Below are 21,987 nucleotides of genomic sequence, written 5' to 3' on the forward strand. Positions count from 1 at the left end.
CCGCCCCGCCCACCAGGGGCTTCGCCACGCCGCCCTGTCTCGCGCGACACAGGTTCCTGCCCCCTACTGGCGCCGAGTCCTACTCGGTAGTAACATTGACTTATTACTAGTCGGTAGATCCGCGTGTACAGACACCGCGGCCAGGGACACAGCGGAGCTGTCCATGACGCATTACAAGAGCAACCTGCGCGACATCCAGTTCAACCTCTTCGAGCTGTTCGACCGCCAGGACATCCTCGGCAAGGGCCCGTTCGAGGAGCTGGACGAGGAGACCGCGCGGACGATCCTGGAGGAGGTCGACCGCCTCGCGACCGGCGTCATCGCCGAGTCGTTCGAGGACGCGGACCGCAACCCCCCGGTCTTCGACCCCAAGACCAACACCGTCCGGATGCCCGAGAGCCTGAAGAAGTCCTACCAGGCCTACATGGACGCCGGCTGGTACAACCTCGACCTCCCGCAGGAGCTCGACGGCCTCGGCGCCCCCCGCTCCCTCGTATGGGCGGCGGCCGAGCTGGTCCTGGGCGCCAACCCCTCCGTCCACATGTACTCCGCCGGACCGGGCTTCGCGAGCATCCTCCACGCCGAGGGCAACGAGAAGCAGAAGGAGTTCGCCAGGCTCGCCATCGAGCGCGGCTGGGGCGCCACCATGGTGCTGACCGAGCCCGACGCGGGCTCCGACGTCGGCGCCGGGCGCACCAAAGCCGTCGACCAGGGCGACGGCACCTGGCACATCGAGGGCGTGAAGCGCTTCATCACCTCGGCCGAGCACGACATGAGCGAGAACATCTTCCACCTGGTGCTGGCGCGCCCCGAGGGCGCCGGACCGGGCACCAAGGGCCTCTCGCTCTACCTGGTCCCCAAGTTCCTGGTGAACGAGGACGGCTCCCTCGGCGAGCGCAACGGCGCCTACGTGACCAACGTCGAGCACAAGATGGGCCTCAAGGCCTCCACCACCTGCGAGCTGACCTTCGGCGACAAGCACCCCGCCGTCGGCTACCTCGTCGGCGACAAGCACGACGGCATCCGCCAGATGTTCCTCGTCATCGAGTACGCCCGCATGATGGTCGGCACGAAGGCGATCGCCACCCTGTCCACCGGCTACCTCAACGCCCTGGAGTACGCCAAGGAGCGCGTGCAGGGCAACGACCTGGCCGGCGCCAAGGACTCCCCGAAGGTCACCATCACCCACCACCCGGACGTGCGTCGCAGCCTCATGACGCAGAAGTCCTACGCGGAGGCCCTGCGCGCCCTGGTCACCCTGACCGCCACGCAGCAGGACGCGATCCAGATCGCCAAGGCCGCCGGCGAGGACCACTCCGCGCTGGAGGCCGTGAACGACCTCCTGCTCCCGATCGTCAAGGGCGTCGGCTCCGAGCGCTCCTACGCGCTGCTGGCCGAGTCGCTCCAGACCCTGGGCGGCTCCGGCTTCCTCCAGGAGTACCCGATCGAGCAGTACATCCGGGACGCCAAGATCGACACCCTCTACGAGGGCACCACCGCCATCCAGGCCCAGGACTTCTTCTTCCGCAAGATCCTGAAGAACGGCGGCCAGGCGCTGGGCACCCTCGTGGGCGAGATCAAGGCCTTCGCCGACAGCGAGGCCGGCAACGGGCAGCTCAAGGAGGAGCGCCGGCTGCTCCTGGAGGCGACCGCGGACGTCGAGAAGATCGTCGAGGTCATGGTCGGCCACGCGATGGCCTCCGCCGAGGACAAGGCCGAGCTGTACAAGGTGGGCCTCAACTCGGTCCGCCTGCTCATGGCCTTCGGCGACGTGGTCCTGGGGTGGCTGCTGCTGCGCCAGGCCGAGGTGGCGCTCCGCAGGATCGACGGCGCCCAGGGCGACGACAAGGACTTCTACACCGGCAAGATCGCCGCCGCGCGCTTCTTCGCCGACCAGTTCCTGCCGCGCGTCGGCGCCGAGCGCCGCATCGCGGAGAACGTCACCAACGACCTCATGGAGGTCCCCGAGTCCGCCTTCTAGGCCCGGGAGCGAACCGCGAGGGGGCGGGGCCGTGTGCGGCCCCGCCCCCTCCGCCGTGTCCGGCCCGGGGCCGGGCGGTGCCGGCCGGCGGCACGGACCCGGCCCCGGAACCGTCCTAGGACTCGGACCAGACGCCCAGCTCGTTGCCCGCCGGGTCGGTGAAGTGGAACCTGCGGCCGCCGGGGAAGGCGTAGGGGCCCTGGGTCACACGGCCGCCCGCGCTCTCGACCGCCACCGCCGCGGCGTCGAGGTCGTCGGAGAACAGCAGGACCAGCGCGCCGCCGCCCCGGTGCTCCGGCCCCTGCGGGTTGAGCCCGCCGACCTCGTGGTCGCCGGTGCCCCGGATGCCCGCGTAGCCGGGCCCGTAGTCGTTGAACTCCCAGCCGAACACGTCGCCGTAGAAGCGCTTGGACGCCTCCAGGTCGGGGGCGGAGATCTCGATGTAGTCGATGCGGTTGTGCCGTGGTGACGTCATCCCCCCATCCTGCGTCCGACGACCGACGTTCGCATCCCCCGCGCCGGACCGCCGCGCCGTCGGCCCGGAACACCGGGCGCGCCCCGGTCCCGGGGAGAGCGAGCGTCCCATCCGTGGGTGACGGTCCGGGGCCCCGGCCGTGGTCAGGGGCTCCAGACGTAGGGGGTCGTGGTGGTGACGGCGGTGAAGCCCAGGCGGCGCAGGAGGGGGGCGCTGTCGGGGGAGGCGTCCACCTGGAGGTGGCGGACGCCCAGGCCGACCGCCAGGCGGGCGCGCTCGGCGACCATCGCCCGGTACACGCCCCGGCCGCGCCACGCGGGGAGCGTGGAGCCGCCCCACAGGCCCGCGTAGCCCTGGGAGCGGCGGGCGACCAGCCAGGCGGCGGACACGACCTCTCCCGCGGCCTCGGCGACCAGTACGGCCGTCCCCTCGGGGTCGGCGGAGATACGCGCGGCCAGGTCGTCCGCCAGCCACCCCCAGTCCTGTCCCCACACCGCGGACTGGAAGGCGGCGATACGGGCCAGGTCGGCGCGGCCGGACACCCGGCGCAGCACCACCCCCTCCGGAGGGGCGGGCACGGCGGCGACCTCCGCCGCCGGGGCGAGCAGGACCGCCTCCTCGTCCTCGGCCTCGAACCCGGCGGCGCGCAGCCGCGCCGGCAGGTCGGCGGGCAGGTCGTGGCCGCAGGTCTTCCACTCCACCGCCTGCCCGAGCGCGGCGAAGCGGTCCCGCTGGCGGGCGATGAGCCGGTCCAGGACGGCGCCGCGGGCCCCGGTGTCGGCGAGCGCGGCCACGAACCCCCGGTGGCCGCCGACCAGCCGTACCAGCGGCCCGTCGCGCTCGGCGGTGACGCCCTCGGGCAGGGGGTCGGGCAGGCCGCGCACGTGCGCGTCGTAGAAGGCGAGCATCCGCCCATCATCCCCGGTCGCGGGCACCGCGCGGCACCCGGTCAGCGTCGGCGCAGGACGAGGAGGGCGAGCACCGCGCCCGACAGCAGCGTCATGGCGCAGATCGGCAGGAAGGCCAGCCGGAAGGCGTCCGGCCCCTCCGGCACGGCCTGGAGGATCGCCCCGGCCGCGACCGTGCACACCACGGCCGTCGTGAACCCGCTCATGTTGACGAGCCCGGAGGAGACCCCGGTGCGCGACGCGGGGATGTCGTCGCGCGCGTAGTCGAAGGAGAGGGTGGGGGCCATCGTCTGGCCGGCCGCGCACACGCCGAGGACGACCAGCCCCACCGCGGTCGGCACGCCGCCGGGCCAGGCGACCAGGAGCACCAGCCCCAGGCCGATGACGGTGGCCAGGGAGAGGGCGAACACCCCGCGCAGCCCCGGGTTGCGGCCGATGAGCGCGCCCACGACGGGGGCGACCCACAGCGCGCCGGCGGCCAGCACGGTGAGGGTGAGGGCGGCGGTGTCCCCGGCCAGCCCGAGGCCGGTGACGAGGAAGGGGTAGCCCCACAGCACCATCATCATCGTGAAGGGCGCCATGACGGCCGAGTGGTGCGCCATGCCGATGCGCGTCCCACGGGACGCCAGCGCCTCCTTGAGCGCCGCCCAGAGGGAGAGGGGGTCGACGGCCGTGGAGTGCCCGGCGGCCCCCGCCGGGCGGTCGCGCACGACCAGCAGGACGAGCACGGAGACCAGCAGGGAGAGGCCCGTGGTGGCGAGGAACGCCGCGACCCAGCCCACCCCGTCCAGCGCCCAGGCCAGCGGCGCGGCGCTGGCCACCTGGCCGACGCCGCCGACCACGCCCGTCAGCCCGCTGATGAGGGCGTAGCGGGAGCGCGGGAACCACAGCGCGGCCAGGCGGATGACGTTGAGGAAGACGAGGGCGTCGCCCAGGCCGATCAGGAAGCGCCCGGCGACGGCGGCCCCGATGCCGGGGGCGAGCGCGAACAGCGCGGAGCCGCCCGCCATGGCGACCATGCCGATGACGAGGGTGTAGCGGGGGCCGAGGCGGTCGGCGAGCAGGCCCGCGGGGACCTGGAGGAGCACGTAGATCAGCAGCTGGAGCATCGGCAGCAGCGAGAGCAGCGCCGGACCGACGTCGAAGCGCGCCTGGGCCTCCAGTGCGGCGACGCCCATGCCGTTGCGCTGGACCATCGCCATGAAGTAGCCGATGACGGCGACGCCCCAGACCACCCAGGCCCGGGCGCCGCCCACGGGGTCCAGGGGGTCGGCGCCCCCTGTTGTCCTGTCACCGGATGTCTGAGTCTGGGTCACGGGCACTTCTCTCGTAGAGGTCCGACCTCTCCAGTTTCCTCCAGCTCCGAGCACGGCCCTTACACCGGGGGTGCGGACGGGCGCAAAGCACCACGCCGCCGGGCGCGCGGCCGCGAACCGCGCGGGGGGCAAGGAAGGGCGGTGGCGGGGTCAAGGACTCACAAGCTGCGCAAAGTCACGCAGCGCGACACTTAGTGAGCCGGGAGTTGCGAAACCGGGTGAGCCTTCCGACAGGGAGAGGGGGATTACTCGCCGGTACGCGTCGATTCGAAAACCGGAACCGTATTCGAAAAACATGCCCTGAACTGGACATATAGTACAACACGCGGTCGAGACCCTTTTGTTAAATGTGACATTGGCCACTCTCAGAAGTCTCGACTACCCCGGGTCAGGTGCTGCTAGCATCCGGAGCGCGAAGAATAACTACGAGGTAACGACAACCTCCGGACCTCACCAACTTTGGGGAGGGAAGCCGTCAACACCCCCGGGAGACGACGGAAGCCCTCGAACCGCGGCAATGTGGCCGCAACCGCCACACCGGCCATGACCGCGGCAACCGAGACACACTGGAGACGACCTTGAGTCACTGGCGACTGAACAACCCCCGGGTCTCCCGGGTGAAGTCGGCACTTGCCAGACGGGTCAAGCACAAGCCCCGGCACGCGTTCTGCGCCCAGCGCGCGATCACCGCCCTGCTGGGCGAGCTCACCGCCTCCACCTCCCGCCAGTTCTACTGGTCGGGGTCCTCGGACATGGCCGTCATGTCGGTGAAGCACGACGTCAACGTGTGGTGCCGCGACGGCCGCTTCTTCTGGAACGACCTCTTCCAGGGCGGCACCATGTCGCACCCGGCCAGCGATCCGGTCGGCGCGGCGGAGAAGCTCAACCCCGTCGCCCTCCCGCCGGAGCCGTCCTACCGCTCCCAGCCGGTCGCCGCCTGACCCGCACCGCGCCCCGGCGCCCGCGGGCGCGGTGACACGGCCCCCCGGGGCCCACAGAACCTCCACGGCCGATCCACCGACAGGTGGGTCGGCCGTTCGGCGTCCCGGCCCACCGCCCCCGCGCACCGCCGCGCGCCGCCACGCCCGGCCGCCCCCGGAGGCCCGCCCCGGGCCATGACCGGGACAGTCCCCCCAAGAGGGGACTTTCTTCTCTTACGTCACATCCAACCCAGAAGATCATCGGCGATCACCGGCATACCCGATCCAGGCGAGATAAACGGGTCCGAGAAAGACCTTGGTCCCGAATCGTTCCCTAACGACGCCGTCGACGGACTAAGGTGTCCCCTACCCCTCTCGTCCCGACCGCGTCCTCATCCGCCCCTGGACCCCCCAGAGGACCCATGCGCCCCCTCACCCCCGATGAGCCCGACAGTCTCGGTGGTTTCCGCCTGATCGCCCACCTCGGCTCCGGCGATCTGGGCGCCGTGTACCTGGGTGTCGACTCCGCCGGCCGCCCCGCCGCGGTGCGCGCCGTGCGCGGGGAGTTCGCCGCCGATCCCGGCTTTCGCACCGGGTTCGCCCGCGACGCCGCCCGGGCCTCCAGGGCGCGCGGCCGCTTCACCCCTCCCCTGCTGGGCCACGACCTGTCCGCCGAGCGCCCCTGGGTGGCCACCGGGTTCGTCGCCGGCCCCTGCCTGCGCGACCTGGTCCGCGGCGCCGGACCGCTGCCCGGGTCCTCCCTGCTCCTGCTGGCCCGCGGGCTGGCCGAGGCCCTGGAGCGACTGCACGACCGGGGCTGCGTCCACCGCGACCTGTCCCCGGCCACGGTGCTCGTGGACGCCGCGGGACCGCGGCTCATCGGCCTGGGCATCGGCCGCGCGCTGGCGGACTCGGCGGCGCGGCGGGCGGCCCGGCCCCCGGCCTACACCGCACCCGAGTATCTGGCGGGGCGCACCGTCCTCCCCGCCGGGGACCTGTTCTCGCTCGGCGCGGTGCTGCTGTTCGCGGCCACGGGGCGGGACCCCTTCGGCGCGGCGGCGCCCTCCGCGGCGGACACCCCGGCGGCGGTGGTCCGCCGCGTGCTGCGCGACCCCGCGGACCTGGCCGGCCTCCCCGAGGACCTGCGGGGCCTGGTCGGCGCCTGCCTGGACAAGCTCCCGGAGAACCGGCCCACGGCGGCGCGGCTGCTGGACGAGCTGGGCGGGCCGCTGCCCGAGGTGCCCCCGGCGCCGGAGTGGCTGCCGCCCCGTGCGCGCGCGTCCGTGGCCCGCAACGAGGAGTCCTACCGCTCCGTGGCGGCCCCCGCCCTGGGCCCGCTGCCGCAGCACGGCCCGGACCCCTCCCCCGCGAACCCCGCCGCCGGGCCGCGCCCGCGCGGGCGCACCCTGCTGCGGCTGTGCGCCCTGGTGTCGGTCCTGCTGCTGATCGCGGCGGTCGGCGTGTACGCGCTGTCCGGCCCGCGGGAGGCGTCCGGCCCCGCCGCCCCGTCCTGTCCGCCGCGCGGCGGCGTCGTCGAGGCGCTGCCGCCGCCGGCCGACCCGCAGACGGTCTTCTCGGACACCCTGGTGGAGCTGTCGTTCTCGCCGGACGGGGCGACCCTGGCCGTGGCGACCGGCGACGGGGTCACCCTGTGGGACTGGCGGTCCTCGCTCGCCGTGGCCCACCTGCCCAACGAGCACCCGCTCCTGCCGCCCGCGCCGACGGCGTTCGGCCCCGACGGCTGCCTGGTCGCCCAGCCCTCCCGGCAGGGGGCCGTGGTCACCGACCTGGCCACCGGGAGGAGCCGGACGGTGGCCGCGGACGCCGTGGTGCAGGGCGCCGCGTTCGATCCCGGCGGCGGGGAGCTGGCGCTGGCCACGGACAGCGATCCCGAGGGCAGGTACCTGCACCTGTACGACACCTCCACCTGGGAGCCGGCCGGCACGCTGCCCGGGTCGGGCGGCCTGGGCGACGTGCGCTACACCGGCGACGGGGAGACGGTCGCGGCCGGGGAGACCGGCGGCGGGGTCGTCACCTGGCGCGCCGACGGCCTGCACCGGATCGGGGTGGTCCGGGACCGCAGCGGCGCGGGCGCGGGCGCCTACGACGTGGTCCCCGGCGCCGGGGGCGTGCTGATCCCCCGGGGCGACCGGGTGCTGCTGGTGGACCCGTCCACGGACCGGGAGGTGCGGGAGTTCGTGCCCCCCGAGGGCAACGCCGTCCCCGTCGACGTGGTGTACAGCGCCTCCGGCGACCTGGTCCTGGCCGCGCTGCTGGCTCCGGGCACCACCGAGGCCGGGCTGGCGGTGTGGGACTTCGGCAGCGGCGCCCCCGAGGAGACCCGGTGGACCCCTCCCGCGCTGTACCCCATCGCGATCTCCCCCGACGGGTCGAGGCTGGCGGGCGTGCGCCAGGAGACGGGCGAGATCGCCGTGTACGACATGGAACTGACCCTCATGGGCCTGCTGACCGGGTGATCACCCCGGGTCCGGGTCCGGCCACGTAGCACACGGTTCATCACGGGGCCGCTACATTGGCGGTGGACCCTCCCCGTCCTCGTACCCCGCACCCGTGAGGAACGTGTCCGCCGTGCGACCTCTGTCCCCCGCCGACCCCCAGCGCGTCGGACCGCACCGGCTCCTCGCCCGCCTGGGCGAGGGCGGCATGGGCCGGGTCTACCTCGCCCGGACGCCGGGCGGGCACCTGGCGGCGCTCAAGGCGGTGCGCGAGGACCTGGCCCACGACCGGCTGTTCCGGGCCCGGTTCGACCGCGAGGTCCGCGTGGCAGGCCGGGTGCGCGGTCCCTTCACCCCGGCGGTGGTGGACGCCGACACCGGGGCGGACGTCCCGTGGATGGCCACCGAGTACGTGCCGGGGCCCACCCTCAAGCAGGCGGTGCTGGCCGGCTCGCCGTTCCCCCCGGACTCGCTGCTGGTCCTCACCCTGGGCCTGACACGGGCGCTGGAGACCATCCACGGGGCCGGGCTGATACACCGCGACCTCAAGCCGAGCAACGTGCTGCTGTCCCCGCGCGGCCCGCAGGTGATCGACTTCGGCATCGCCCGCGCGGTGGAGGGCACCGTGCTGACCCGCACCGGGCAGACCCTGGGCACCCCCGCCTACACCTCGCCCGAGCAGGTGGTGGGCGAGGGGGTGTCCCCCCGCAGCGACGTGTTCTCCCTGGGCGGGACGGTGCTGTTCGCGGCGTCCGGCGAACCGCCCTTCGGCCCCGGCCCGGCCTTCGACGTGCTGCGGCGGGTGATGTCCGAGGCGCCCTACCTGACGGCGGCCCCCGACGGTCCGCTGCGCGACATCCTCGCGCGCTGCATGGCCAAGGACCCCTCCGCCCGCCCGGAGACCGCCGACATCCTCGCCGCCCTGTCGGCGCTGCCGCTGCCCTCGGCCGAGCACGGCTGGCTGCCCTCCCCGGTGACCGAGCAGATCGACCTCCACCGGGGCCGCACCCGGTCGGTGGAGGAGGCCGAGCGCACCACCGAGGCGATGGAGCGCCCCCCGGCGCCCCTCCCCGGGCCCGGGGACGCCCCCGCGCCCGGGGACGGCGGACCGGCACCGGGCGGCGGCCGGCGCCGGAGGCGCCGCGTCACCGCGGTGTCCGCGGCGGCGGCCGCGGTCCTGCTGGGCGGCACGGCCCTGGCGCTCGCCCTGCCCGACCGCGGGGCCACGGGCCCGGGGGCGGGGCCGCCGGAGTCCGCCTCCGCCGGCCCGTCGGGGGACCCGTCCGGCGCGCCGCCCGCGGACGGGGGGTCGCCCCTGTCCGGCTGGATCTACGACGTGGTGTTCTCCGAGGACGGCGAGACCCTCTACGTCTTCGGGATGTCGGGGGTGTCGGCCTGGGACTGGCGCGGCGGGGAGCTGGTGCGGTCCCTGGCCTCCCCCGCCCCCCAGGCGGCGGACCTGCGCCCCGACGGGCTGACCGCCGTCGGCTACGGGCTGGAGAGCGGGTACGTCGCGCTGTGGGACGCCGTGACCGGCGAGGAGGTCACCCGGCTCGGCTACGACAACGGGGACCTCGGCTTCTACGACATGCCCGCCTTCACCTCCGACGGGTCCCGGCTGGCCGTGCTCGCCGCCGAGGGCGGCACCCCGGAGGGCGACCGGCTCCTCCAGATCTGGGACACGGGGACGGGTGAGCCGGCCGGCGTGGAGATCCCGGTGGACGGCGGCCTGGCCGACCTGGAGTTCGCGGTCGGCGACGCCTACCTGGTCGGCGTCGTGTCGGACTGGGGCGAGGACCCCGCCGACGTGACCGTCTGGGACGCGCGGACCGGCGCGACCGTGTACACGCTGGAGGGCGAGGCCGGGGTGATGGGCTACACCGCGCTCTCCCCCGACGGCCGGACCATGGCCGTCCACAACCGGGACCGGCTGGTGCGGGTCGTCGACGTCGCCACCGGCGAGGTGCTGCGCACCATGGACGCCCCCGACGCCGCGCACGAGCGGATCACCGGACTCGGCTACTCCCCCGGCGGTGACCTGCTCTACGGCGCCGCCTACGGGTGGTCCGAGGACCGGGGCAGCGTCTGGGACCCGGCCACCGGCGCCCTGGTGCGCGACGCCGACGTGCCCGTGTACGGGCCGCTGGCGGCCCACCCGGACGGCGAGCACCTGGCGGTCGTCGCCGACGGCGGGGGCCGGATCCTCATCCTCGACGGCGACTACGCCGTCGTCGGCGAGCTGGTCTAGGAGGCGACCGCCGTGCGACCGCTCACCTCCGCCGATCCGCGCACCGTCGGCCCGTACCGGATCCGGGCGCTGCTCGGCGCGGGCGGCATGGGCCGGGTGTACCTGGGCACCGGCCCGGACGGCGCCGTGGCCGCCGTCAAGGTGGTGCGCGCCGAGTACGCCTACGATCCCGACTTCCGCGGCCGGTTCGCCCGCGAACTCGACCTGGCCCGCCGGGTGCACGGCCCGCACACCCCCAGGGTCCTGGACGCCGACCCCTCCGGCCAGACCCCGTGGATGGCCACCGAGTACGTGGTGGGGCCCTCCCTGCACGACCTGGTGCAGGTCGCCGGCCCGCTGGACGAGGAGGCCGTCCGGTTCCTGGGCCGGGGCATCGCCGAGGCGCTGGGCCGGGTGCACGCGGGCGGGCGGGTGCACCGCGACCTCAAGCCCGGCAACGTGATGGTCGACGCCTCCGGCCCGCAGGTGATCGACTTCGGCATCGCGGGCGCCCTGGGGGACGCCCACGGCGAGGACGGCCGGGTCATCGGCACCCCCGGCTACATGGCCCCCGAGAACGTGCGCAGCGAGCCGGGCGGGGCCGTGTCCGACGTGTTCGCGCTGGGCGGGGTGCTGGTCTACGCGCTCACCGGCAGCGGCCCCTTCGGCGAGGGCCACCCGTCGGCGGTCCTGTACCGCATCACCCACCACGACCCGGTCCTGACCGGGGTGCCCGACTCCCTGCGCCCGCTGGTGACGGCCTGCCTGGAGAAGGACCCGGCACGGCGGCCCGCCACCGGCGAGGTGCTGGAGGCGCTGGGCGGCCCGACCGGGGCCGGGGCGGCCGACCCGGCCTGGCCGCCGCCCGCCGCCGCCGCGCTGCTGGCGGCGACGGAGCGGGAGTACCGGGAGGCCGTGGAGGCGTCGGCGTACGCCCACCCCCTGGACCGGGCGGCGCGGGAGCGGGCCGGGAGGCGGCGCGGTCGGCTGCTGGCCGCGGGTGCCGCCGCCACCGCGCTGGCGCTGGCGGGCGGGATCGGGACCTGGGCCGCGGTGTCCTCGGCCGGGGGCGGGGAGTCTCAGGAGGCGCCCGGCTCCCGCACGCGGTGCGACCTGTCCGAGCACATCGCCCCCGAGTACGCCGCCGCCGCCCGGGAGCGGCCCCTGGCCCCCACCTCCCAGGTGCTCACCCCGGTGTTCTCCCCGGAAGGGGACGTCCTGGTGGCGGGCGGAGACGGCGGCATCGCGCTGTGGGACTGGCGCGAGGGCACCGAGCTGGGGCTCATCGAGATCGGGACGGAGGGGTTCGGCGTGGACCCCGTGGTGGCGGCCGACGGGTGCCGGATCGCCTACGCCGACGACGACGGCGTCCACCTGATCACGGTCGAGACCGGGGAGCACCGCGTGCTCCAGGAGGGCAACGAGGTCCAGGCGGTGGCCTTCGGCGCCGACGGGCGGACGCTTCTGTACTCGGACCCGCGGTCGGACTCCTCGGTGATCGAGGTGGACGCCCGGACCGACGAGGTCCTGGGCGTCTACAGGGCGGACGGGACCGCCCACGAGCTCCGGACCACCCCCGACGGCGCCCACGTGGTCGGCCTGGACTTCGAGGGGGTGCTGACCGTCTGGGACGCGGGGACCCGCGAGGAGGTCCTGACCCTGGACGGCGTGCACTCCACGATGGGCGCCAACGTGGCGCTCACCGGACCGGAGATGTTCCACGTCGCGGAGGACGGCCGGATCGTGCGCACCTCGCTGCCCGGCGGGGAGCCGGTCGGGGAGTTCACCGCCGAGGTCCCCGAGGGCGGCACCCTGTCGGAGATCGCCGTGAACACGGCGGCGGACCGCGTGTACGCCAACTACAAGGGGTCGGGCTTCGTCATCACCGAGGAGGACCTGCCGCTGTACGGGACCAAGGTGTGGGAGCTGTCCACCGGGCGGGAGGTCACCGAGGAGGGGGACGAGGGGTTCGTCCAGTGGTTCGCCGTCCACCCCGGGGGCGAGGTGCTCGCCGCCGTCCCGATCGACAACGCGCCCGTCTGGGTCATCGACCCCGTCCGCATGCGGCTGATCGACCGCATCGGCTGACCCGCACCCGTACCGCCCCCGGAACACCCTGAGGGACCATGCAGCCCCTGCACCCGCACGACCCGCCCTCCGTCGGCCCCTACCGGCTCCACGGCCGCCTGGGCGAGGACGCCTACGCCCGCGTCTACCTCGCCTCCGCGGCGGGCGGTCCGCCCGCCGCCGTGCGCGTGGTGCGCTCCGAGCACGCCACCGACGCCCGGTTCCGGTCGGTGTTCGCGGAGCTGGTGGAGGCCGGGTACCGGCTGGAGAGCGACCGGGTGTGCGCGGTGCTCGCCGCCGACCTGCGCGGCGCGGTGCCGTGGGTGGCGGTGGAGCGCCCCTACGGCATGGGGCTCACCGACCTGGTCGCCGGGACGGGGCCGCTGTCCACGGACGCCCTGCACGCGCTGGCGCTGCACCTGGCGCTGGCGCTCGACGACGTGCACGCCGCGGGCCGGGCGCACGGGTCCCTGTGGCCGGACGGCGTCCTGGTCACCACGGAGCGGGCGCTGCTGTGCGACCCCGGCCTGGAGTGGGCGGTCGCCGAGGCGGAGCTGCGGGCCCCGCACCCGTCGTTCGCCGCCCCGGAGGGGGGCAGCGGGCCGGGTGCCGACGTGTTCGCGTGGGCGGCCACGGTGTCGTACGCCGCGAGCGGCCGGGAGGGGCCCGCGGGGCTGCCCCGGGTGCCGCTGCAACTGCGCGGCCTGGTGGACGCCTGCCTGCGCAACAGCCCGGTGCTGCGGCCCAGCGCCGCCGACCTGGTGCGGATGCTCGGCGGCCCGCGCGCGGCCGACCCCTGGCCGCCGGAGGTGCTGGCCGCCGTACGGGCCCGGGCCGGGGAGCAGCGGGAGCTGGTCGGGGGCGCCGGGGACGCACCGGCCGCGGTCGCGGAACCTCGGGGCCGCCGTCGGCGGGCCGCGGCGCTCACGGCGGGCGCCGTGGCGCTGGCCGCCCTCGCGTCCGCGGGCGTGTGGGCCTGGCGGGACGGCGGCCGGGGGGAGGAGACCGCCGGGGGCCCGGCGGTGACCGGGGGCGCCCCCTGCTCGGAGGGGGTCGCCTACCCGGCCCCGGAGGACGCGCTGGACGGGGAGGAGGACCGGGCCCTGCACCTGGCGTTCGACCCGAGCGGGGAGCTGCTGGCGGTGGCCACCACCGCGGGGCTGAGCGTCTGGGACTGGCGGGCCCGGGAGGAGGTGGCCCGGCTGCCGGAGGCGGGCGCGCTGCTGGAACCCGCGTTCTCGCCGACGGGCTGCCTTCTGGCGGCCGGGGTGGAGCGGGAGTTCGAGGGCATGGAGGCGCCGGTGACCATGGCGACCACGTTCGACCTGCCCTCGGGGACGACGGTGGAGCACCTGGGCCCCCAGCGGGGGCCGGTCGGGCCCGACCGGCTGTGGGTGGACGACCCGGACCAGGCCCGGCACGTGGGGTTCAGCCCCGACGGTTCGCTGCTGGTGCTCGCCATCGACTCCCACGTCGACACGCCCCACGTGGGCCTGGTGGACACCGCCACCGGTGAGCAGGTGTCCGAACTGGTCGACCGCTCGGCCGGGGCGGTGCTCATGCCCGACCGGGACCGGGCCGTCACGGCGGACGGCTCGACCCTGCGGGTGTGGGACGCTCGCGGCGGCGGGGAGCTGCACACCGTGCGGGACCTGGGCTCGCCGAGGTTCGCGGTGGTGCCCGGCACGGACGAGGTGCTCCACGTCTCCGGGGACCGGGTGGTGTGGTGGGACTACGTCCGGCGCCGGGAGGTGCGGGCGTTCCCCATGGAGGGGTTCGGGAGCGACCCGATGGCCCACCTGGCGGAACTGGAGCCGTCCCGCGACGGGGAGCGGCTGTACGCGGACTGGTACGTGTTCGAGGAACCGGAGGGCGGCGGGGAGGCGGTCGCCCGGCACACCTCGTACGTGTGGGACGTCGGGAGCGGGGAGGACCTGCTGGCCGGCGCGGAGGACCCCCTCAGGTTCCGGGGTGTGGCCGAGCACCCGGGCGGGGAGGTGCTGATGGTCCTCACCCCCGGCGATCGGGTGGTCCCGGTGGACCCGAGGACCCTCGAACCCGGGGAGCCGCTCTTCTGAACCGGCCCCGCCGGGCGCGGCCGGAACGCGCCGCGGACGGCGACCGCCCCTGCGCACGCTGGCGGGCGTTATAGCGTGAAAGTCCGCTTCACCTGTCAGGGGGACGAACATGTCGGAATCCGCCGCGGCGCGCCGCGCCGCACGCCACCCGGCCGTGGCCGCACTGTCCGAGCTGGTCGAGCGCACCGGCGGGTCGGCGCGGGCCGGGACGGTGTTCGGCACGCCGGTCTCCGACGGGGCGACGACGGTCGTACCGGTGGCCCGGGTGGCCGCGCTGACCCTGATGGGGGGCGGTTCGGGCCGTTTCCTGGCCACGGACGGCGACGGCGCGGGCGGGGTGGGCGCGCTGCGGGCGCGCCCGGCCGGGTTCCTGGTGCTGGACGGCTCCGGCGCCCGCTTCGAGTCGATCCGGCAGCCGGCCACGGCGCTGGTGCTGCCGCTGGCGGTGATCGGCGCGGTGGTGGCCACCCGGATCGTGGGGGTGTCCCTGCGCGAGGTGCGGCGGCGGCGCCGCATCGCGGCCCGGGCCGCCGTCGCCGCGAGCGCGATGGGGACCGCGGCGCAGGAGCCGTGCGCGGAGCCCCGCCCGCGGGAGTGACCCGCCGTCCGGGAGCGCGGGCGGCGCGGAGGTGGCTCCGGAGCACCCCGGGACGGCGCGGAGGTGCCCCCGGAACGTGACCGCGGCGACAAAGCTGACCACACCTGCCTCCCGCGCCCCGCCCGGCCACCACCCGGCGCCCGCCCACGGCGACCGCACCCGGTCTCCCGCCCTCCGGCGGACACGGCTGCCACCCGGCGCTCGCCCACCGCGCTCCGGTCTGCACCGCCTCCGGCACGTACCCGCAGCAAGAACGGCGACCACACTTGCCTGCCGCGCCCCACCCGGCGCGGCCACCACCCGGCGCCCGCCCACGGCGCACACCCATGAGGACCGCACCCGCATCTTCCGTCCTCCGGCGGGCACGGCCGCCCTCCGGCCCCCGGCGCGCACCCGCGGCGACCGCGCGGACGCCGGGCCGTGCGGGCGCCCCCGCACTCCGCGGACCCGTCGGCGGCCCCGCGCGGAGGGCCCGGACGTCAGCCGGTCATGCGGGCGACGAGGGCGAACAGCCCCATCCCCCAGGCGAAAACCCCGCACATCGCGATGACGACCAGGACCTCCGTCCAGTTCAGCAGGCGGCGCAGCGACGCGCGCGGCACGTCGGTCAGGCGCACCCAGCTCAGCGAGGCCAGCACGATGCCCGCGAGCAGTGCCGCCACGGGCAGCCAGGCGGCGAGGAACCCGTACTCGCCGACCACCGCGAACCCGGTCGCGCCGAAGCCCACCAGCCCCGCCAGGCGCAGCGGGAGCACGTGCCTGATCCGGTCGAACAGGCGCGAGCGCATCACCAGCAGCGCCGACAGCAGCCCGCACAGCAGCAGGTCGGGCAGCCCTGCGGCCATCGCCCCCAGCAGGACCACGACCGCGCCCCCGGTCACCGCCGCACCCGACACGATGCCCAGCAGCAGCCGGTCGCTGTTGGTGAAGGTGTCCTCGAACCGCTCGGTGGCCACCTGCCCGGAGCGGCCCACCTCGTAGTCCAGGCCCGACAGACCGCCCATCACCATCGCCACCCGCGGCAGTACGCCCACGCACAGCGCCAGGGCGATGCCCATCGACCGCGCCCCGTACACGGGGGACACGAAGATGCCCACCACGACCAGCACGGCGGCCGCCAGCGCCACCACGCCCAGCCCGGCGATGTAGGGCAGGCCGGTCTCGTGCAGCGCCCAGCCCACCGCCGCCACCAGTAGCGCTCCGACCAGGGCGAACGCCAGCGTCACCAGCGGTTCGGAGCGGGTGACCAGCCCCGCGGCGACCGCCGCGGCCACCGCCCCCCACACGCACGCGGCGGCGAACAGCACGTTCGCGACCGCGGGCAGCGGCCGCCGGGCGGCGGCCAGCATCGCGGCGACCGCGAACAGCGTGCCCAGCACCGCCACCGCCAGGTGCCAGGACGACGGGTGCAGGCGCAGCGCGACCCCCAGCACCGCCAGCGGCCCGATCACTGCGGCCAGCAGGCCGAAGGCGAAGGTCGTGGTGGGGTTCCAGATCCTCGCGGTCCCGTCGACGCGATCCTCGACCGCGCCGCGCACGTCGTCCACGTGCGCCGGGCGCCCGGGGGCGGTGCGCCGCTCCAGCAGCAGGACGTCGCCGTCGTGCACCCCGGCGCCCTCCAGCGGCTCGTCCGGGTGGACGGGCGAGCCGTCGACCGTGGTGAGCGTCCAGGCCGCGGGCTCCAGCGCCTCGGTGTCGGGGGCGCAGACCTCAACGATGCGCGGCATCAGCGCGGCCACGGGCACCGTCCCCGGCAGGGCGAGGTCCGCCCAGCGCTCCGGGCCGGTGACGGTCACGCGGCAGTATCCACTCACACCTATCGTTCCTTCGTCGTCTCGGCCTGCCGCCATCGCGGCGTCGTGGCCGGTCGGGGGTGGGACTGAAGCGAAATTAGGCGATTCGCGGCGTTCGCGAGATCATGCCTAGGACGTGCCCGCGGACGCCCTCGTGCGGTTCGGCGCCCGTGCCGACGGCGCGGGCGGCCCGGCGGCCGCGAGGCGGCGTGTTCCGCGGAACACGTTCCAGCGTAGTCACCCAGACGCCAGCCATCCGTAGGCGGACGGAAGAGAGGTGCCCGTGACGACGAGGACCGTACCCCGCCCTGCTCGCAGCGTTCCCACCGCCCCCGGGACATCGCCCCTGGTCATCGCGGCCCCGCCGCAGATGCCCGAGAACGCGCCCGCGTCGAGCTCGGGCGCCATGATCATCATGCCGATCATCACCGGCTCGGGGTCGCTGCTCATGTCCATCACCATGGGACACCGGCCGCTGATGGCCGTCGCCGGGGTGATGATCATGCTCGCCAGCGTGGTCGTGGGCATCATCATGTTCGTCGCCCAGCACAACGGCCCCCGCAAGCGCATCCGCGAACAGCGCGAGCGCTACCTCGACTACCTGGACCAGCTGCGCGAGATCGTCCGCGAGGTCGCCTCGACCCAGCGCGCCGACAACGCGTTCCGCCATCCCCCGCCCGACCTGCTCACCGAGCCGGCGCGGTCGCGCGCCCGGCGCTGGGAGCGGCGCGCCACCGACCCGGACTTCCTCGACGCGCGCCTGGGCTCGGGCACCCGGCCGCTGGCCCGGCGGCTCCGGCTGAAGGTCGACACCTCCTCCCCGCTCATCGTCTACGACCCCGTCTGCCAGGGCGCCGCCGACCAGCTCATCGAGCTGTACGCGGACGTGCCCGAGATGCCGCTGGTGCTTCCGCTGCGCGAGTACGGCGTGGTCTCGGTGGTCGGCGACCGGGCCGCGGGACGCTCCCTGGTCCGGTCGCTCGTCGCCCAGCTGGCCGTGTTCCACTCACCGCACGACCTGCGGGTGGGCGTGGTCCGCGACCAGCGGCTGCGCGACCGGTGGGAGTGGCTCAAGTGGCTGCCGCACAACACGTTCGACGACGCCCTGGACGGGCCGATGCCCGCCCGGCTGGTGGCCGGGAACACCGTGCAGGCCGCCGAGCTCCTCGCCGACGAGATCGAGCGCCGCACCGTGGACCTGCAGCGGCGGCGCGGCCGTCCGCCGGGCCCGGGCACGCAGCGGCTCGTGGTGGTCCTCGACGGCGAGCACCAGTCCACCCTGTCCGGACTGGCCGCCGAGCCGCCCGTGGCGTCCCTCGCCGACCTGGGCATCCACGTCATCGCCCTGGTCTCCGACAAGCGCGAGGAGCCCGAGGCCGTCGACCTGCGGCTGCGCGTCGACGCCGACGGGGTCCTGACCCAGGACGGCGACCCGCGCGCCGGGGAGGACGGGGAGCCCGTCCACCCGCCGCTGGACGGCCGGGCGGACCGGGCCGACGTCGCCCGGCTCACCACCCTGGCCCGTATCCTGGCGCCCTACGGCATCGCGGCCTCCGACGGCGACGACGCCATGCACTCCACCGTCGGCCTGCCCGAGATCCTCGGCGTGCCCGACGTCGCCCACCTCGACACCCGCCGCACCTGGGTGCGCCGCAGCACCGGCGACTACCTGCGGGTCCCCATCGGGATCGGCCCGGGCGGCAACACGGTGCTGCTGGACCTCAAGGAGTCGGCGCTGGGCGGCATGGGCCCGCACGGCATGCTGATCGGCGCGACCGGCTCGGGCAAGAGCGAGCTGCTGCGCACCCTGGTCCTCTCCCTGGCCCTGACCCACTCCCCGGAGACCCTGAACTTCGTCCTGGTGGACTTCAAGGGCGGCGCGACCTTCGCCGACACCGACCGGCTGCCGCACAGCTCCGGGCTCATCACCAACCTCGCCGACGACGACTCCCTGGTGGCCCGGTTCCGCGAGGCCACCTTCGGCGAGCTGGTGCGCCGCCAGCAGATCCTCAAGGACGCGGGGAACCTGCCCAACCTGCACGCCTACGAGGCGGCGCGGGAGAACGACCCGGGCCTGGAGCCCCTGCCGCACCTGCTCATCATCATCGACGAGTTCTCCGAGCTGCTCACCGCCCACCCCGACTTCGCCGAGCTGTTCGTGGCGATCGGGCGCATCGGCCGGTCCATCGGCGTGCACCTGCTGCTGGCCACCCAGCGCCTGGAGTCCGGCAAGATCAAGGGCCTGGAGTCGCACCTGTCCTACCGGATCGGCCTGCGGACCTTCTCCGAGGCGGAGAGCCGCGAGGCGATCGGCGTGGGCGACGCCTACCACCTGCCGCCCGAGCCCGGCTCCGGGTACCTGAAGGTGGACACCTCCGTGTTCGAGCGGTTCAAGGCCGCCATGGTGTCGGGGCCCTACGAGCCGCCGACGCGGGAGGAGAAGCAGGAGCACGAGCCGGTGCTCCCGCTGCTGTCCTACAACGGCCTGGACAAGGTCACCGGCGCCGGGTCCCTCGTGGACTCGCTGATCGGCTCGCTCAAGGGCCGCCAGGAGGCTCCCCGCGAGGAGAAGCGGACCATCCTCCAGGTCATCGTGGACCGGCTGGTCGCCTCCGGGGCGGCACCGGTGCGCCCGGTGTGGCTGCCCCCGCTGCCCGAGCTGCTCACCCTCGACACCGTGCTCGCGGAGCTGGGCGAGGGCGGCACGGAGGGGGAGGGCGCGCCCAAGGGCCCAGGGGTCGAACCGCCGGCCGAGGAGATGCGGGCCGTGTTCGGGCTCACCGACATCCCGCGCGAGCAGCGCACCGTGCCCGCCGAGCTGGACTTCACCGGCGGCGAGGGCAACGTGGTGGTCCTGGGCGGGCCCCAGTCCGGCAAGTCGACGCTGCTGCGCACCCTGGTGGCCTCCCTCGCCTGGCGGTACCCGCCCGGCCGGGTCGTCGTGTACGCCGTCGACTTCGGCGGCGGCGGGCTCCAGTCCCTGGACGGGCTGGCGCACGTGGCCGGGGTGGCCGGGCGGTCCGACCCCGAGAAGGTGCAGCGGGTCCTGGTGGACGTGCGCGCCCAGCTCGACCGGCGCCAGCGGGCGTTCCGCAAGTACAAGCTGGACTCCCCGGCGGCGCTGCGCCGGGCGCGCGCCGAGGGCAAGGTGCCCGAGAGCGTCGCGGGCGACGTGTTCCTGCTGATCGACGGCTGGTCGTCGGTGCGGGACACCTTCGACGAGGCCGACGAGTTCCTCATGGACATCGCCACCCGCGGTCCCTCCCTGGGCGTGCACACGGTCCTCACCGGCGCGGCCTCCTCCCAGGTGCGGTCCCGGCTCCAGGCCCTGTTCGGCGGACGGTTCGAGCTGCGGCTCAGCGACCCCATGGACTCCGGGATCGGCCGCAAGGTCGCCGACGAGGTCCCCAAGGACACCCCGGGCCGCGGTCTGACCGCGAGCGAGCACCACACGCACGTGGCGCTGCCCCGGGTGGACGGCTCGGCGACCGACGCCGACCTGACCGAGGGGCTGGACGACCTGGTCGCCCGCATCGGCGAGCGCTGGCCCCAGGGAGCGGTGCAGGGCGTCAAGACCCTGCCCGCGCGCGTGGAGCTGGACGAGCTGCTCAAGGGCCGCCGCGCTCCCCGCGGCCGCCGCCTGGAACTGGTCCTGGGCCTGGCCGAGAGCACCCTGGCCCCGGCCACCACCGACCTCGCCCGCGACCCCCACCTGGTGGTGTTCGGCGACCCGCAGAGCGGCAAGAGCGCCCTGCTGCGCGGGCTGGTCAAGCAGATCATGCGGCGGCCCTCGTCCGAGATCGGCATCGTCATGGTGGACTTCCGGCGGAGCCACCTGGAGCTGGTCCCGGAGGAGTACCTGCTGGCGTACTGCACCAGTGCCGACCAGACCGGCGCGGTCGCCCGCAACCTGGCCGGGTCGCTCAAGGAGCGCCAGCCCGGCCCGGACGTCACCCCCAAGCAGCTGCGCGAGCGCAGCTGGTGGAAGGGCCTGGACCTGTACGTCGTCGTGGACGACATGGACATGACGGGCTCGCGCGCCAACCCGCTGGCGCCGCTCGCCCCGTTCATCCCGCAGGGCGCCGACCTGGGCCTGCACGTGATCGCGGCCCGCCGCACCGGCGGCGCCGCCCGCGCCATGTTCGAACCGGTGCTCCAGTCGCTCAACGACATGGCCACCCCGGGCGTGCTGTTCTCCGGCGACCGCATGGAGGGCCGCCTCTCCAACGGCACCGCCTCCCGCCAGCTCCCCCAGGGCCGCGCCCTGCTGGCCCGGCGCGGCCAGCGCCCGGACGTCCTCCAGGTCGGCTGGAGCGAGCCCCCCGCCTGACCGCCGCCGGGAGCGGGCGGGGCCTCCCCGCTCCCGGTCCCTCCCGCGCGCTCCCGGGGCCGTGTGCCCGGGCGTGGCGGAGCCCGCTCGCGCCCGTGACCGTGCAGGTCACCGCGGCGGCCGGCCGGCACCGGGCCGCCGCCAGCGCGCCGTCGACCGGGGCGGAGGGGCCGCCGCCCGCGGCGGTACGGCGCCGCAGGGCCCGCCCTCCTCGGGCGCGTCCGCCGGGGCAGGGCCGGAAAAGCCGCGCCCTCCCGCGGGGCGCCGTCACGGCCGGTGGCCGGAACCGGCCATCCCCGCACGACCTGCGCGATCACTCCACACGGGCACACGCCCGCACACCCGGAGTGATATCGACCCTGTTCAATGTCCTCTGGCGGGCCTACGTACGCCCTGCCGGCCGGAACCCGGGACCGAAGGGTTCCCGGACCCCGAACCGTTCGGAGAGGAACGACCCGATGAGCTCGGAAGAAGTCGGCGCCAATACCTGGGCCGCGGCCGAAAAAGCCGTCCAGGCCGAGGCCATGGCGGAGGCCATGGTCGGCCTGGAGGAGACCTTCACCATGCTCATGGACGACCTGGCCGGCTACACGGGGTGGATCTCCTCCGGCTACGTGGCCGTACGGGACGACCTCCAACCCGAGGTGCACAAGGTCCAGCAGAACGGGATCTCGCTCGCCAACGGCATCCAGGCGGGCGCCTCGGAGATCGCCCTGAACGACTACGAGGCCGGGGACCGGTTCTCCGAGGCCTGGGCCGAGATGCCCGACGTCAACTTCAGGCCCGACCGGCCCGAGGGCGCCGAACTCTTCTGACCCCCGATCCCCCAGCGGAGGAC

Annotated in this window: 13 protein-coding genes; 9 read left to right on the forward strand and 4 right to left on the reverse strand. The window is 75.1% G+C overall.

All coding sequences use genetic code 11. From position 1 onward, the window contains the following. The first annotated feature begins 163 nt into the window (after positions 1-163). Positions 164-1,981, forward strand: a complete 1,818-nt coding sequence (locus BUE45_RS18545; protein WP_073380616.1) for an acyl-CoA dehydrogenase — start codon at positions 164-166, stop codon at positions 1,979-1,981. 115 nt (positions 1,982-2,096) lie between these two features. On the opposite strand, the gene BUE45_RS18550 is transcribed toward BUE45_RS18545, so the two are convergent. The 3 genes from BUE45_RS18550 to BUE45_RS18560 form a co-directional block, all read right to left on the reverse strand. Continuing rightward, positions 2,097-2,456, reverse strand: a complete 360-nt coding sequence (locus BUE45_RS18550; RefSeq protein ID WP_073380617.1) for a VOC family protein — start codon at positions 2,454-2,456, stop codon at positions 2,097-2,099. Positions 2,457-2,599: 143 nt separating this feature from the next. Continuing rightward, complete coding sequence (locus BUE45_RS18555) at positions 2,600-3,364, reverse strand: GNAT family N-acetyltransferase (protein ID WP_073380618.1); 765 nt, start codon at positions 3,362-3,364, stop codon at positions 2,600-2,602. Between the two features lie 41 nt (positions 3,365-3,405). Continuing rightward, the gene (locus BUE45_RS18560; protein ID WP_073380693.1) at positions 3,406-4,680 is read right to left on the reverse strand and encodes an MFS transporter; all 1,275 of its coding nucleotides are present in this window, start codon (positions 4,678-4,680) and stop codon (positions 3,406-3,408) included. A gap of 578 nt (positions 4,681-5,258) precedes the next feature. Between BUE45_RS18560 and BUE45_RS18565 the strand changes: the two genes are divergently transcribed. From BUE45_RS18565 to BUE45_RS18595, 6 genes are all read left to right on the forward strand, one after another. Further along, positions 5,259-5,621 (forward strand): hypothetical protein, encoded by a 363-nt coding sequence (locus tag BUE45_RS18565; RefSeq protein WP_073380619.1) that lies wholly within the window; start codon positions 5,259-5,261, stop codon positions 5,619-5,621. Between the two features lie 401 nt (positions 5,622-6,022). After that, positions 6,023-8,077: a protein kinase family protein gene (locus tag BUE45_RS31355; RefSeq protein WP_084737477.1), complete on the forward strand. Its 2,055-nt coding sequence runs from the start codon at positions 6,023-6,025 to the stop codon at positions 8,075-8,077. Positions 8,078-8,189: 112 nt separating this feature from the next. Beyond that, positions 8,190-10,304, forward strand: a complete 2,115-nt coding sequence (locus tag BUE45_RS18580; protein WP_073380620.1) for a WD40 repeat domain-containing serine/threonine protein kinase — start codon at positions 8,190-8,192, stop codon at positions 10,302-10,304. A 12-nt stretch (positions 10,305-10,316) separates the two neighbouring features. Next, positions 10,317-12,371, forward strand: a complete 2,055-nt coding sequence (locus tag BUE45_RS18585; protein ID WP_073380621.1) for a serine/threonine-protein kinase — start codon at positions 10,317-10,319, stop codon at positions 12,369-12,371. A 38-nt stretch (positions 12,372-12,409) separates the two neighbouring features. Further along, entirely contained in the window at positions 12,410-14,428 is a 2,019-nt protein-coding gene (locus BUE45_RS32585; RefSeq protein WP_073380622.1) for a WD40 repeat domain-containing protein kinase family protein, read from the forward strand. Between the two features lie 109 nt (positions 14,429-14,537). Further along, entirely contained in the window at positions 14,538-15,026 is a 489-nt protein-coding gene (locus BUE45_RS18595; protein WP_073380623.1) for a GerW family sporulation protein, read from the forward strand. A 479-nt stretch (positions 15,027-15,505) separates the two neighbouring features. Here the strand turns inward: BUE45_RS18595 and eccD are convergent, their stop codons facing one another. Next, on the reverse strand, positions 15,506-16,840 hold the full coding sequence (eccD, locus tag BUE45_RS18600) for a type VII secretion integral membrane protein EccD (protein ID WP_073380624.1): 1,335 nt from the start codon (positions 16,838-16,840) through the stop codon (positions 15,506-15,508). Between the two features lie 331 nt (positions 16,841-17,171). On the opposite strand from eccD, the gene eccCa reads away from it, so the two are divergent. Next, on the forward strand, positions 17,172-21,149 hold the full coding sequence (gene eccCa, locus BUE45_RS18605; protein ID WP_281256358.1) for a type VII secretion protein EccCa: 3,978 nt from the start codon (positions 17,172-17,174) through the stop codon (positions 21,147-21,149). Positions 21,150-21,607: 458 nt separating this feature from the next. Further along, positions 21,608-21,964 (forward strand): hypothetical protein, encoded by a 357-nt coding sequence (locus BUE45_RS18610; protein ID WP_073380626.1) that lies wholly within the window; start codon positions 21,608-21,610, stop codon positions 21,962-21,964. Positions 21,965-21,987 lie beyond the last annotated feature (23 nt).

This window comes from Nocardiopsis flavescens, from assembly GCF_900141985.1.
GTDB classification, from domain to species: Bacteria; Actinomycetota; Actinomycetes; order Streptosporangiales; family Streptosporangiaceae; genus Nocardiopsis; species Nocardiopsis flavescens.